14 protein-coding genes are annotated in these 12566 nt (G+C 62.6%); 2 read left to right on the top strand and 12 right to left on the bottom strand.

The window, feature by feature from the left end:
* Window positions 1–312: 312 nt before the first annotated feature.
* The 3 genes from NKJ23_RS23390 to NKJ23_RS23380 all read right to left on the bottom strand — a co-directional run bounded on the left by NKJ23_RS23390 (window position 313) and on the right by NKJ23_RS23380 (window position 2485).
* Window positions 313–888: a YceI family protein gene (locus NKJ23_RS23390; RefSeq protein WP_352682678.1), complete on the bottom strand. Its 576-nt coding sequence runs from the start codon at window positions 886–888 to the stop codon at window positions 313–315.
* Between the two features lie 67 nt (window positions 889–955).
* A complete protein-coding gene (locus tag NKJ23_RS23385; protein ID WP_352682676.1) occupies window positions 956–1534 on the bottom strand; it encodes a cytochrome b in 579 nt (192 codons plus the stop codon).
* Between the two features lie 60 nt (window positions 1535–1594).
* Window positions 1595–2485 (bottom strand): LysR family transcriptional regulator, encoded by an 891-nt coding sequence (locus tag NKJ23_RS23380; protein ID WP_352682674.1) that lies wholly within the window; start codon window positions 2483–2485, stop codon window positions 1595–1597.
* 105 nt (window positions 2486–2590) lie between these two features.
* Here NKJ23_RS23380 and NKJ23_RS23375 point away from each other — a divergent pair, with 105 nt between their 5' ends.
* Window positions 2591–3586, top strand: coding sequence for an aldo/keto reductase (locus NKJ23_RS23375; protein ID WP_352682672.1), 996 nt, complete (start codon window positions 2591–2593; stop codon window positions 3584–3586).
* Window positions 3587–3855: 269 nt separating this feature from the next.
* Here the strand turns inward: NKJ23_RS23375 and NKJ23_RS23370 are convergent, their stop codons facing one another.
* From NKJ23_RS23370 to infC, 9 genes are all read right to left on the bottom strand, one after another.
* Window positions 3856–4458 (bottom strand): nucleotidyltransferase family protein, encoded by a 603-nt coding sequence (locus NKJ23_RS23370; RefSeq protein WP_352682671.1) that lies wholly within the window; start codon window positions 4456–4458, stop codon window positions 3856–3858.
* A gap of 108 nt (window positions 4459–4566) precedes the next feature.
* Window positions 4567–4917: a hypothetical protein gene (locus NKJ23_RS23365; protein WP_352682669.1), complete on the bottom strand. Its 351-nt coding sequence runs from the start codon at window positions 4915–4917 to the stop codon at window positions 4567–4569.
* Window positions 4918–4966: 49 nt separating this feature from the next.
* On the bottom strand, window positions 4967–5560 hold the full coding sequence (locus NKJ23_RS23360; protein ID WP_352682667.1) for a prolyl hydroxylase family protein: 594 nt from the start codon (window positions 5558–5560) through the stop codon (window positions 4967–4969).
* Between the two features lie 10 nt (window positions 5561–5570).
* Window positions 5571–7979 carry a phenylalanine--tRNA ligase subunit beta gene (gene pheT, locus NKJ23_RS23355; protein WP_352682665.1) on the bottom strand — a complete coding sequence of 803 codons (2409 nt, stop codon included), beginning with the start codon at window positions 7977–7979 and terminating at the stop codon, window positions 5571–5573.
* A gap of 106 nt (window positions 7980–8085) precedes the next feature.
* Window positions 8086–9171: a phenylalanine--tRNA ligase subunit alpha gene (gene pheS, locus NKJ23_RS23350; RefSeq protein WP_352682663.1), complete on the bottom strand. Its 1086-nt coding sequence runs from the start codon at window positions 9169–9171 to the stop codon at window positions 8086–8088.
* A 96-nt stretch (window positions 9172–9267) separates the two neighbouring features.
* Window positions 9268–9669, bottom strand: coding sequence for a 50S ribosomal protein L20 (gene rplT / locus NKJ23_RS23345; RefSeq protein ID WP_006201247.1), 402 nt, complete (start codon window positions 9667–9669; stop codon window positions 9268–9270).
* Window positions 9670–9817: 148 nt separating this feature from the next.
* On the bottom strand, window positions 9818–10021 hold the full coding sequence (rpmI, locus tag NKJ23_RS23340; RefSeq protein WP_006201248.1) for a 50S ribosomal protein L35: 204 nt from the start codon (window positions 10019–10021) through the stop codon (window positions 9818–9820).
* Window positions 10022–10200: 179 nt separating this feature from the next.
* On the bottom strand, window positions 10201–10842 hold the full coding sequence (locus NKJ23_RS23335) for a methyltransferase family protein (RefSeq protein ID WP_352576306.1): 642 nt from the start codon (window positions 10840–10842) through the stop codon (window positions 10201–10203).
* A 202-nt stretch (window positions 10843–11044) separates the two neighbouring features.
* Window positions 11045–11581, bottom strand: a complete 537-nt coding sequence (infC, locus tag NKJ23_RS23330) for a translation initiation factor IF-3 (protein WP_023677573.1) — start codon at window positions 11579–11581, stop codon at window positions 11045–11047.
* Window positions 11582–11796: 215 nt separating this feature from the next.
* Between infC and NKJ23_RS23325 the strand changes: the two genes are divergently transcribed.
* Window positions 11797–12564 carry an alpha/beta hydrolase gene (locus NKJ23_RS23325; protein ID WP_352682661.1) on the top strand — a complete coding sequence of 256 codons (768 nt, stop codon included), beginning with the start codon at window positions 11797–11799 and terminating at the stop codon, window positions 12562–12564.
* Window positions 12565–12566: the final 2 nt, after the last annotated feature.

Raw genomic sequence — 12566 nt, 5'->3', positions numbered from 1 at the left:
AGGACCCATCACCTTCCGACACGGATTGCAGCACTTCCTGTCCATCGCCCATGGATGGGCGCTTCGAAATGTGTGAATCGCCTAGACGAAGTGGGGAGAGGTGGCTCGGGCGAAGCCCGAGACGGAGAGGGGCCTTTGCGGCGGCCGAATTGGCTGTTCACGCGCCCGTTATGGGCTTCGCATCATAATCAGTCCGCGCCCTGCCCCTGCAGGATTCTGGCTTGGCGGCCGTCGTCCCCCTCTCCGTCCCGGCTTCGCCCGAGCCACCTCTCCCCCGCTTTGCGGGGGCAGGGAACCCCGGTCCTGCAAAGACTATCCCCGCTTGCCGGTCAGCGTCATGTCGAAGTCGACGACGTTGGAATAAATCGGCGTGCCGACATCCATGCCGTAGCGCGACCGCAGCACCTTGCCGGTGACGTGGAATTTTATCGTGCCCGCCTTGAGGCCGCCGAGATCGGCCGTGAACTTTTCCTGAAAGGTCTTGCCGCGCGCCGTCAGCCGGCCGGTAACCAGGGCTGACGTGTCGCCGGTCCGTTTGACGCTGGTCGAGCGGAACTGGATCTCCGGGTTGTCGGCGGCGTCGAAGACTGCGTCCGAGCGGAGAAAGGCATCGATGCGGCTTTGGCCGGTACCGACGCTTTCGGGAAAGATGGTGAAATTGACCCGTGACCTGCCGACATCACTGTTGTCGATGAGGATGCTGCCCTTGAAGCGGGAGAAAGCACCGTCGAGCCCGCCGCCGCCGAGCTTGGCGATGGAGAAGTGGATGCTGGAATTCCCCGAGCTGATGATGTAGCTGCCGGCCGCGTCGCCAAGGGCAACGGCGGCGAAAACAGGCATGGCAAAACAAGCGGCGGCGGCCGCAAATCCGAAGATGCGCGCGTACATGGAAATGGTCCTTTGGCAGGCAAAGCTTTCTTGCGTCCTCGCCCCATCAACGAATGAGCCGTCCGCTCTATTCCCTGTCGTGATGTGACGAAGCCGTGATCATGCGCGTCAGCACGGTATCCCTCAGCCACAAATGATGGCGCAGCGCTGCGGCGAGATGCAAAGCGACAAGTCCGATGCCGGCATAGGCGAGATACCAGTGCGTCGCTGCCCAGAAGCTTTCTGCCGTGTCCGATTCACCGAGCGGCAGATTGGGCATGACGAACAGATTGAACGGCACGCTCGGGATCTCCAGCACCGAGACCGAGACCAGCGCCCAGCCGGACAACGGCAGAGCGAGCTGAAACGCATAAAGCGCGAGATGGACCAGCGGCGCCGCACGGCGCTCGAAGGATGCAACCGAACGCGGCAGCGGCGGGGCCGCATTAGCAAGGCGCCAGGCGATGCGCAGGATGACCAGTCCAAGCAGCAGGAAGCCGAAGGATTTATGCAGCTGGATCAGCTCGAAGGCGGTGCGCTGGCTGGACAGCCGCACCATGACGAAGCCGAGCACGAACTGGCCGATAAAGAGCGCCGCGATCAGCCAGTGAAGGATGATCGCCGTCCAGCCGTAGCCGGCCGTCTGGTTTTTGGGCAGTGCTGACATGGTCGGTGAACGAATGCCAGGTCGGCTTTCTTCCACCTCTCCCTTGTGGGGAGGGTTGGCTTACTCGCCGACCTTGAAAAAATCGACAAAGGCCCTGAGCGCCGGCCGCATCTGGCGGCGGCTGGGGTAATAGACGAAGAAGCCGTCGAAGCGCGGGCACCAGTCCTCCAGCACGCGAACGAGCTTACCGGCGACGAGCGCGTCGCGGACATAGTCCTCGAACACGAAGGCGAGCCCGGCGCCGTCGACTGCGGCGTTGGCAATCAGATGGTCCTCGTCGAGGATCAGCGGCCCTTGCACCGCTATCTCGATCTCCTCGCCGTTTTGCTCGAATTCCCAGCGGTAGAGAATGCCGCTGGAGAAGCGGAAGCGGATGCAGCGGTGAGCGGCGAGATCGCGCGGATGCTGCGGCTTGGGCATGGTCTCGAAGTAGGCTGGCGCGCCGACCACGGCGCCGCGAAGGTCTGGTCCGATGCGCACCGCGATCATGTCGCGCTGCAGGCTCTCGCCCAGTCGCACACCGGCATCGAAGCCGCCCTCGACGACGTCGGTGAAGCGGTCCTCGATGACGATCTCCAGCACGATGTCGGGATAGGCAGCAGCAAAGGCGCTGAGCCTTGGCGTCAGCGCCAGATGGGCCGCGGTCCGCGGCACGGTCAGCCGGAGATTGCCGGCCGGCCGGTCGCGCGCCTCGATCGCCGATTCCAGCGCCAGGTCGATTTCCGACAGCGCCGGCCTGAGGCGCTCGAGCAGTTGCGCGCCCTCCTCGGTCGGAGCGACGCTGCGCGTGCTGCGCGCCAGCAGGCGAACGCCAAGACGCGCTTCCAGGCTGGACACCGCATGGCTGACCGCCGATGGCGCGATTGCCAGTTCCTTGGCCGCGCCACGAAAACTGCCGCACTGGGCGACGGTTGCCAGCACCGCGAGCTGTGAAAGATGGGTTCGCTTCATTGATCTATTTCTTGGAACAGCCCGTGCAAATGAGAGCCGATTATCGAACTCGGCGCAAGACGCTATCTCTGCGGCATCACAACCATCACAACAAGGAGACACCTGATGCAAACCCGCAAGCTTGGCAATGAACTTGAGGTCTACCCGGTCGGCCTCGGCTGCATGGGGATGAGCTTTGCCTATGGTGGCCAGCCGGAGGCGGAGGCGATTGCCACGCTGCGCCATGCCGTCGAGATCGGGGTCAATTTCTTCGACACGGCCGAGGTCTATGGCCCTTTCGAGAACGAGATCCTGGTCGGCAAGGCGCTGAAGCCGGTGCGTGACAAGGTGACGATCGCAACCAAATTCGGCTTCAAAATCCTCGAAGAAGGCAGCGGCATGGATCGCATGGCCGGTGTCGATAGCCGCCCGGAGCATGTCAAGGCCGTGGCCGAAGCGTCATTGAAGCGGTTGGATACGGAGGTGATCGATCTCTATTACCAGCACCGCGTCGACCCCAACGTGCCGATCGAGGATACGGTCGGCGCCATGGCCGAGCTGGTGCGCGAGGGCAAGGTGCGGGCGCTCGGCCTGTCGGAGGCAAGTGCGGCGACCATCCGCCGGGCGCATGCCGTGCACCCGATCGCCGCCGTGCAGAGCGAGTATTCACTGTGGAGCCGCGATCCGGAGGGGGAAGTGTTTGCCGTCTGCCGCGAGCTCGGCATCGGCTTTGTCCCCTATAGCCCGCTCGGCCGCGGCCTGCTCACCGGCACGATCGCCAAGCCCGATGTTCTCGGCGCCGACGACTGGCGCCGTGGGTTGCCGCGCTTCCAGGCCGACGCCATGGCGGCCAATGCGGCGGTCGTCGCCGTGCTGGAAAAGATGGCCGCCGGGAAGGGCGTGACGCCGGCGCAGCTGGCGCTCGCCTGGGTGCTGCATCAGGGCGACTTCATTGTGCCGATCCCTGGTGCCCGCAAGATACGACATCTCGAACAGAATACGGCGGCAGCCGATATCGTGCTGAGCCAGGCCGAGGTGGCCTCCATCGGCGACGCGCTGTCGCCGGAAAAGGTGGTCGGCAAGCGCTATACCGAGGAGCTGCTGGCCCTGGTTAACGGGTGAACGGCAATCGACGGCGTAATCGAAACGGGGCGTTTCGGCACCCCTTTTTCACTAATACGGTGCGATGCGAAGCGTTGTGAGACCTCGGCGCCAGGCACCCCCTCTGTCCTGCCGGACATCTCCCCCTCAAGGGGGGAGATTGGCAGTTCCCGCGCCCTGCCCGCCCTTCCGGCGCCGGTGATTGGCGAAAGCCGAGGCGACATCCGATCTCCCCCTTTGAGGGGGAGATGCCCGACAGGGCAGAGGGGGGTGCCTCGCGCCGACATTTCCTACCAAGGCACGACACTGATCTCCGGCCAGTTCTCCCTGGCACGCGCGCCCTTCATCTCGTGCGTCTGCCGATTATCCAGTGCACGGTTCGGGGTAACGCGAAACGAGAAGATGTCGTCGAGCCCGAACGGCGCCACGAGCGCCAGTTGCCCATCGGTGCCGAATCTAACGCCGACCGCATGGGTTTTCGAAGCGAAATAGGACAGCGCCTCGGCGGACGACGACAGTCTGGGATAGGAACCGCGAAAGCGCGCCTCAAACCACAGATGCACCCGCGCCTGGTTGCGCACTTCGACCGGCAGCGTCAGTCCTTCGAACTGCTTCGCCGCCCGGCGGATGACCGTGTCCTCGGCTTCATAGGACAGATCGCTCTCATCGAAATAGAACAGGTCGACATCCCGGATGCCGTACCCCGAGGGCTTTCCGGTCAGGTGATTCCAGACGCTGTTGTAAAGCGCGCCGGAGACGACCAGCCAGTCCGGCAGGCCTAGCGCCCGTACCCGCGACAGCGTCTCGGCAATCAGCGGATCGGCCGAGACGATATCGAGAAAGACTGCACGCTGTTTCTCGAAAGACAGCCCGCAATAGCGCAAATGGTCCATCGCCCTTTGGACGGCGATTCGTCACCTGCCGGCAACCCCTCTAGGTCCTCAGCGCGCCATGGGTTGTGCAATTATCGGAAAGGGCGTCGTGACGCCCATTTCTGCAGGCTAGTTTCCCTCCCGCCCAAGGCTCATTGTTCGGTCGGTCTCGGACCAGAAGACTGGCTCCTCGATTGACCGCCATTCTTCGCCATACACAAAGCCTTCGATCGCATCTAGCTTTCCTTCAATCTCATCGAAGAACAGCACCATGCCGCAAAGAAGCTGGTCAGGTCCAACGCACGCTACCCGAAGCGAACTGAACACTCGACTCTCAAAGCGCAATTCCGGGGGAACCGATGAGGCAACAATTGTGGTCATGAACCCTACAGGATCGCGGCTGCGTTCGTTGACTTTCAGCGCACGCATCATGTCAGGAGAAACGCCGGCGGAACGGCAGAACTCCTTGACGAAAAACACTTCCAGCGGGGTCAGGTGCGTTTAGCTCAGCGGCAGAACGGACAGCGTTTCATTGGCGCTTGTACATCACGTCCGTTCGGATGACGTACTTGCGCCCCGACAGCACCTCGTCGCCGCGATGCTCGATCGGATGGTAGAACGCCAGTGCCATTCCTTTCTTCGGCTTCACCAGAAGACTGCTACCGGCATAGCCCGGCATCTCGCCGCGAAACGAGGTTCCTCCCCCTTCAAATCCATCTGATAGATAAATCATGAACGTGAACTGACTGCGCTCCAAGGAGTGGCGCTCGAAATAGCCGTCATGGTGCCAATCGAACTTCTGGCCCGGCCCATAGCGATAGAAACGGAAACGCTCATTCAGCCCGGTCAAGCGCCAGTCGCCGAGACCACGATAGAGCAGAGGCCGCGCCCGTGCGAAGAGCAAATCCGCAAGGTCCTCGTCATCGAAGACAACCCGGTCGTTATTGCGAAGCTCCTTCAGGACGGTGGCGCCGCCGGCGCTGTTTACCTTGGCTGCCTCAAAACCACGCCGTTCGCTGTCGGCGATCAGATCGGCGCATTCCTGGTCATCCAAGAAGCCGTCGATCGTCCCGATGTGAGTTGCCAGCCAGGTGATGGAGAGTTTGCTGGTGTGAACCATCATCGCATCCGTTCTAGGTTCTGAGCACGCCGCCGGTCTGCTTGCCGACATTCTCGACGATGCGCTTGGCCAGCGCCTCGAAATCCTCGTCGGTCAGCGTCTTTTCGACCGGCTGGATCGACACTTCGATGGCGATCGATTTCTTCGCCGCGCCGAGCGCTGCACCCTCGAAAACATCGAACACCGAGACGCCGGAAATCAGCTTTCGGTCGGCGGCAAGGGCGGCGCGAACGAGTGTGCCGGCTTCGACCGCCTTGTCGACGACGAAGGCGAAATCGCGCTTGACTGCCTGGAAGGCGGACAGATCCAGTCTCGGCTTTGTCCGCGTCGGCTTGGTCTTCGGCTCAGGCACGGCATCGATGAACACTTCGAAGCCGCAAAGCGGACCGGAGACGTCAAGCCCCTCCAGCGTCTTCGGGTGGAACTCGCCAAACGTGCCAAGGATTACCTTCGGCCCGAGCTTGATCGTGCCGGAGCGGCCGGGGTGATACCAGGCCGGGCCGCCGGCCTCGATCTGCAGCCGCTCGACCGGCGCGCCGCAGGCTTCGAGTGCTGCGATCGCGTCCGCCTTGGCATCGAAGACGCCGACGGCGCCGGCGTTGCCGGCCCAATGGCGGCCGGAGCCTTCGAGCTTGGCGGTGCCGCGCCGCACGCCGGCGGCAACACGCCGCTGCTGGTCGGCGCCGTCGCCTTCATAGGTGCCCGACACTTCGAACAGCGCGACATCGCCGATGCCCTTGTCGGCATTGCGTTGCGCTGCCGCGATCAGCCCCGGCAGCAGCGACGGCCGCATGTCCGACATATCGGCGGCGATCGGGTTGGCAAGCTTCAGCGCCTGCTGGCCGCCGCCGAACAATTCGGCGTGTTTTGCCGGAATGAACGACCAGGTGACGGCCTCCATCATGCCGCGCACGGCAAGTGCCCGCTTGGCGGCGCGGGTGCGGATCTGCAGCACAGTCAGGATCCTGGCGTTGACCGCATCGTGCGAACCGAGCGGCTGCGGCGCGATGTTGTCGACGCCGTGGATGCGCATGACCTCCTCGACCAGGTCGGCCTTGCCGTCGACATCCGGCCGCCAGGACGGGACCGCCACATTGACGACATCGCCCGTGCCCTCCGGCCTGAAGCCGAGGCGGGCAAGAATGTCGAGGCTTGTCGAGCGCGGCACTTCGATGCCGGTCAGCCGCTTCACTTCCGACAATGGGAACGAGACGATCTTCGGCTGATGGCCGGCATAGCCGACGACTTCGGTTTGCGCCGGCGTACCGCCGCAGAAGTCGAGTACCAGCTTCGTTGCCAGCTCCAAGCCGGGAACCATCATTTCCGGGTCGACGCCGCGCTCGAAGCGGTAGCGTGCATCCGTAATGATGCCGAGCGTGCGGCCGGTGCGGGCGGTGGTGATCGGGTCCCAAAGCGCCGACTCGATCAGCACGTCGGTGGTGTTCTCGTCGCAGCCGGAATGCTCGCCGCCCATGATGCCGGCAATCGATTCGATGCCGTCCTGGTCGGCGATGACGCACATCTCCGGCGTCAGCGTGTATTCGCGGCCGTCGAGCGACAGCACCTTTTCGCCATCACGCGCCCGGCGCACGGCGAGATTGCCGGTGACCTTCGCAGCGTCGAAGACATGCAGCGGCCGGCCGCGGTCGAAGGTGACGTAATTGGTGATATCGACGAGCGCGCTGATCGGCCTCAAGCCGATGGCGAGAAGCCTTTGCTGCAGCCATTTCGGCGACGGTCCGTTCTTGACGCCGCGCACCAGGCGCAGCGCAAAGCCGGGACAGAGCTCCGGCGCTTCGATCGTCACCTTGACCGGCGTCTCGCCCTTGCCGGGGATCGGCTCTATCGGCGCGCTCTTCAGCCTGCCGAGCCCGCTCGCCGCCAGATCGCGGGCGATGCCATGGACACTGGTCGCATCCGGCCGGTTCGGCGTCAGATTGATCTCGATCAGCGGGTCGTCGAGATGGGCATAGGCGGCGAAGCTGGTACCGACCGGCGCATCGGCCGGAAGGTCGATGATGCCGTCATGCTCCTCGGACAATTCGAGCTCGCGCTCGGAGCACATCATGCCGTGGCTTTCAACGCCGCGGATCTTGCCGACGGTCAGCGTCACGTCGATGCCGGGAATATAGGTGCCCGGTGCTGCAAAGGCGCCGATCAGGCCCGCGCGGGCGTTCGGCGCTCCACACACGACCTGCACCGGCGGCTTGCCGTCGCCGCTGTCGACGGTCAGCACGCGAAGCCGGTCGGCGTCGGGATGCTGGACCGCCGTCAGCACCTTGGCGATGACGAAGGGAGCCAGGCTCGCCCGGTCGTCGACATGCTCGACCTCGAGGCCGATCGAGGTGAGACGCTCGACGATTTCCGCCAGCGAGGCGTCGGTCTCGAGATGATCCTTGAGCCAGGAGAGGGTGAGTTTCATGACTGTGTTCCGTCTGGTCTGGGCACGCTGCACTTGAAGCTATGCGGCCGCGCGTCGGACATGTGCAGGAAGGCGAGCTGCCCGCGGATTTGCTGCGGCCCGGTCGTCACGCGCTCAAGCCCCCGAACAGCGTCGGCATGTCAAGCGGCCTAAAACCGTAATGCGACAGCCAGCGCACATCGGCGTCGAAGAAGGCGCGCAGATCCGGCATGCCGTATTTCAACATGGCGATGCGGTCGATGCCCATGCCCCAGGCGAAGCCCTGGTATTCGTCGGGATCGAGCCCGCCGTAACGGAGCACATTGGGGTGGACCATGCCGCAGCCGAGGATCTCCATCCAGTCCGAGCCCTCGCCGAAGCGCACCTCGCCGGGCCGCGAACGGTCGCACTGGATGTCGACCTCGAGGCTGGGCTCGGTGAACGGGAAGAAGGACGGCCGGAAGCGCATCTTGACGCTCGGCACTTCGAAGAAGGCCTTGCAGAACTCCTCCAGCACCCATTTCATGTTGGCGACGTTGGCCGATTTGTCGATCACCAGCCCCTCGACCTGATGGAACATCGGCGAGTGGGTGGCATCGGAATCCTGCCGGTAGGTCTTGCCGGGAATGACGATGCGGATCGGCGGCTTCTGCATCTCCATGGTGCGGATCTGCACCGGCGAGGTGTGGGTGCGCAAAAGCTTGCGCTCCCCCTGCTCGTCCGGCTGGAAGAAGAACGTGTCGTGCATCTCGCGCGCCGGGTGGCCTTCCGGGAAGTTCAGCGAGGTGAAATTGTAATAGTCGGTCTCGACGTCCGGACCTTCGGCGATGGCAAAGCCGAGATCGCCGAAAATCGCCGCGATCTCGTCGATGACCTGGCTGATCGGATGGATGCGGCCGCGCTCGGCCGGCGATTGCCTGACCGGCAAGCTGACGTCGACCTTCTCGGCGGCAAGCCGTGCCGTGATCGCCACATCTTTCAGCTCGGCGCGGCGCGCCGAAAGTGCCTCGGTGACGCGGTTCTTGAGGCCGTTGATCGCCGGGCCCTTGACCTGGCGCTCCTCGGCGCTCATCGAGCCGAGCGTCTTCAGCATCTCGGAAACCGAGCCCTTCTTGCCGAGGGCCGAGACACGCACCGCCTCGATCGCCTGCTCGTCGGCGGCCGAGGCGATCTCGGCCATCAGGGAATTTTCGAGAGTTTCCATGTCACTCATGTTCCAGATCCGATTGGAAGCAAAGAAAAACCCGCGCCAGCCCTGCCAGCGCGGGTTTCCCAAATCAAGTGTCGAATAGCTTGGGAAGCGCTGGTCTTAAGCGACAGCGCTTTCAAAAGCATTCGGCGTGGTATTCTTCAGGTATTCGAGCGCGACCTTGGCCTTGGCCACGAGTGCGGCGAAGGCCTGCGGCTCGTGGATGGCCATGTCCGACAGGATCTTGCGATCGATCTCGATCCCGGCCTTGTTGAGACCGTCGATGAAACGGCCATAGGTCAGGCCATGCTCATGCGTCGCCGCATTGATGCGCTGGATCCACAGCGCGCGGAACGAGCGCTTGCGGTTCTTGCGGTCGCGATAGGCGTACTGCAGCGACTTTTCCACCGCCTGCTTGGCGATGCGGATGGTGTTCTTGCGACGGCCGTAAAAACCCTTGGCGGCTTTCAGGACCTTCTTGTGCTTGGCGTGCGAGGTGACGCCTCTCTTTACGCGTGCCATGTCATGATCTCCTTAAAAGCAATTCCAAGAAAAGTGCCTGGCGGTTTTCCGTTCGGAATTGCGTAAAACAAATGCGTGTCCAGACCGAATGCCCTTATTTTGGCGCATGATGTTTTCCAAAAAGTCTGCAACTTTTTGGCATCATGCCCTAGAGGCCGTTCGGCAGAAAATTCTTGATGACCTTCTTGCCATCCGGTTCAGCCAGAACCATCGTGCCGCGGGCATTTCGAATGAACTTGTTGGAACGCTTGATCATGCCGTGACGCTTGCCGGCCGCAGCCGACAGAACTTTACCCGTACCTGTGATCTTGAACCGCTTCTTGGCGGCCGATTTGGTCTTCATCTTGGGCATTTTGCTACTCCGTTTATATGCGCACCAATGCGCTCTTTGTTCGCTTCAGGCCGACCAAAGCCCGAAAAGCAAATGAAACCGCCACGGCATGCCCTGCCGGGCGGTTTTTTTGGAACGCCGGTCGTATACGTCAAAGCGAGGGCGCGCGCAACACCCAGTGCTCAGCAACCTTGCAGTGCTCAGGGGAAACGGAACAGCACCGGCAATATGCCGGACTGCTGGGCGCCGTCGATCAGTTCGAAAGCCGGCAAGGCAACGAGGAACACCAGCCCGTCCAGCAGCGTGGTTCGCAGCAGGCGCGGCTTGAAGCTGCCGGTGTCGCCTTCCTGATACAGCGACAGTTTCGGGAAGAAGCGCGGCACTTTCGCCAGGTAGGCCTGGTATTGCGCGCCGAGAGCCTGCTTGAGGAATTTCTCCTCGCGCAGGATAACGATGTAAAAGGCACCCGCGCAGAGCGCTCCAAAGCCGATCGTGGCGGTGATGGAGCCGATCTGTGCGCCGACACCGGCGGCAGCTAAAGTAGAGAAGACATAGAGCGGGTTGCGGGTGATCGAATAGGGTCCGCCGGTCACCACTTCGGAGGATTTGCGACCGCCGATATAGAGCGTCGACCACAAGCGTCCGACGATGCCGAGAAAGATCAGCACGACGCCGACCATTTCGATCGTTTCATGCACAGGCGTATCGGGCGGAAAAACCGACTGCCCGAACAAAAGCATCGCGAACAGGACGACGACGACGACGGCAAGCACCATCCTGCGCGTGTGCTGGTAGCTGCCCAGCCCATATTTGGCTTCCGAATGCTTGACGTCATTGACCATGTCGGGAATCCGATCGTCGAGGGAACCAGAGCGTCTTTGCTCTCGCCGGCGATCGCAGCGTCTGGCCAAGAAAACAGGCGCCCCGCCGATCGCCGGGACGCCTTGCAACATGATTCAGGCGGATTTTATGCACGTCGCCCAAAAGTGCGCAGCGGTTTTGCGACAACGACATGCACAAAACAGAACTAAAGCGCAACGCGCTTTAGCGGGGCGCCAGCACCATCATCATCTGACGGCCTTCGAGCTTCGGTTCGGCTTCGACCTTGGCGATGGGCGCCACTTCCTCGCGAACCTTGTTCAGAAGCTGCATGCCGAGTTCCATATGCGCCATCTCGCGACCGCGGAAGCGCAATGTCAGCTTGACCTTGTCGCCTTCCTCGAAAAAGCGCCGGACGGCCTTCATCTTGGTCTCATAGTCGTGGCTGTCGATGTTCGGGCGCATCTTGATCTCCTTGATCTCGATGACCTTCTGGTTCTTGCGCGCCTCGGCCGCCTTCTTCTGGTTGGCGTATTTCAGCTTGCCGAGATCGAGGATTTTTACGACGGGCGGCACTGCATTGGGCGATATCTCGACCAGATCGAGCCCCGCCTCTTCGGCGAGCAGCAATGCATCGTTGATGGAGACATCGCCGCGGTTCTGGCCTTCGGCGTCGATTAGCTGGACCCGGGGAACCCGGATGTCACGGTTGGAGCGCGGGCCTTCCTTGGTGGGCGCCGCTGCTTTGAAAGGTCTGCGAATGGTCGTGGTCTCCTTGAGCCGTTTCGTTAAGGGGTTCTTCAGTTCAGAATTGCGAACGCGCAATGTGGTGAGCGCGCGGTCGGAGTCAATAGCACAGCATTCTCAGGAAATCACCTGCTCGATGGAATGCTCCTCTGCACCAAGCGAAGAAAGTGGCGGAGCACTTTTCGTTGAATGCCTTGCTGTGTCAAAAGACCGGCGTGAGGGAATACATCATGACCACCACCCCGATCTTTCTGGACGTCGACGGGACGAGCATCGCCGTCAGGCATGCGACAGGTGCCGAGCCCGGCATCGTCTGGCTCGGCGGCTACAAATCGGACATGCTGGGCACCAAGGCCGAAACGTTGTCGGAATGGGCGCGCAAAGAAGGTCGCGCCTTTCTGCGCCACGATTATTCCGGCCACGGCGAATCGGGTGGCGCCTTTGCCGACGGCACCATCTCGAAATGGCTGGGCGAGAGCCTGGCGGTTTTCCGCCGTTTCACCCAGGGCAGGCAAATCCTGGTCGGCTCGTCGATGGGCGCCTGGATCGCACTGCGCATAGTGCAGGAGTTGCGCAAGGCGGGCGAGAACAGCGTCGCCGGCCTTGTGCTGCTGGCGCCGGCGCCCGATTTCACGTTCGAACTGGTGGAGCCGGTGCTGACCGGGGCGCAGAAGCGCGACCTCAGGAAAAAGGGCTTTTTCGAAGAGCCGTCGGACTATTCCGCCGAACCGTACATCTACACGCGCGCACTGATCGAGGACGGCCGCAACAACCGGGTGATGACCGGGCCGATCGACACGCACTGTCCGGTCCACATCCTGCAAGGCCTGGCCGATCCCGACGTGCCATCGAACCATGCGCTGAAGCTGGTCGCCCTGCTGCCGGCCGACGACGTCACGCTGTCGCTCATTCCGGACGGCGACCACCGCCTGTCGCGGCCTCAAGATCTCGACATGCTGGTGCGGGCAGTGGACGCGATGGTGCGGCAGGCGGGGTAGAT

The sequence above is a fragment of the Mesorhizobium sp. M0184 genome (assembly GCF_040322215.1).
In the GTDB taxonomy this organism is placed as follows: Bacteria; Pseudomonadota; Alphaproteobacteria; order Rhizobiales; family Rhizobiaceae; genus Mesorhizobium.
This window is presented reverse-complemented; position numbering and strand designations above follow the sequence as displayed.

What these genes read in the sequence shown, in the direction of transcription:
- NKJ23_RS23390 (WP_352682678.1), bottom strand. Translation starts at nt 888, where the DNA reads ATGTACGCGCGCATCTTCGGATTTGCGGCCGCCGCCGCTTGTTTTGCC.
- NKJ23_RS23385 (WP_352682676.1), bottom strand. Translation starts at nt 1,534, where the DNA reads ATGTCAGCACTGCCCAAAAACCAGACGGCCGGCTACGGCTGGACGGCG.
- NKJ23_RS23380 (WP_352682674.1), bottom strand. Translation starts at nt 2,485, where the DNA reads ATGAAGCGAACCCATCTTTCACAGCTCGCGGTGCTGGCAACCGTCGCC.
- NKJ23_RS23375 (WP_352682672.1), top strand. Translation starts at nt 2,591, where the DNA reads ATGCAAACCCGCAAGCTTGGCAATGAACTTGAGGTCTACCCGGTCGGC.
- NKJ23_RS23370 (WP_352682671.1), bottom strand. Translation starts at nt 4,458, where the DNA reads ATGGACCATTTGCGCTATTGCGGGCTGTCTTTCGAGAAACAGCGTGCA.
- NKJ23_RS23360 (WP_352682667.1), bottom strand. Translation starts at nt 5,560, where the DNA reads ATGATGGTTCACACCAGCAAACTCTCCATCACCTGGCTGGCAACTCAC.
- pheT (WP_352682665.1), bottom strand. Translation starts at nt 7,979, where the DNA reads ATGAAACTCACCCTCTCCTGGCTCAAGGATCATCTCGAGACCGACGCC.
- pheS (WP_352682663.1), bottom strand. Translation starts at nt 9,171, where the DNA reads ATGAGTGACATGGAAACTCTCGAAAATTCCCTGATGGCCGAGATCGCC.
- rplT (WP_006201247.1), bottom strand. Translation starts at nt 9,669, where the DNA reads ATGGCACGCGTAAAGAGAGGCGTCACCTCGCACGCCAAGCACAAGAAG.
- rpmI (WP_006201248.1), bottom strand. Translation starts at nt 10,021, where the DNA reads ATGCCCAAGATGAAGACCAAATCGGCCGCCAAGAAGCGGTTCAAGATC.
- NKJ23_RS23335 (WP_352576306.1), bottom strand. Translation starts at nt 10,842, where the DNA reads ATGGTCAATGACGTCAAGCATTCGGAAGCCAAATATGGGCTGGGCAGC.
- NKJ23_RS23325 (WP_352682661.1), top strand. Translation starts at nt 11,797, where the DNA reads ATGACCACCACCCCGATCTTTCTGGACGTCGACGGGACGAGCATCGCC.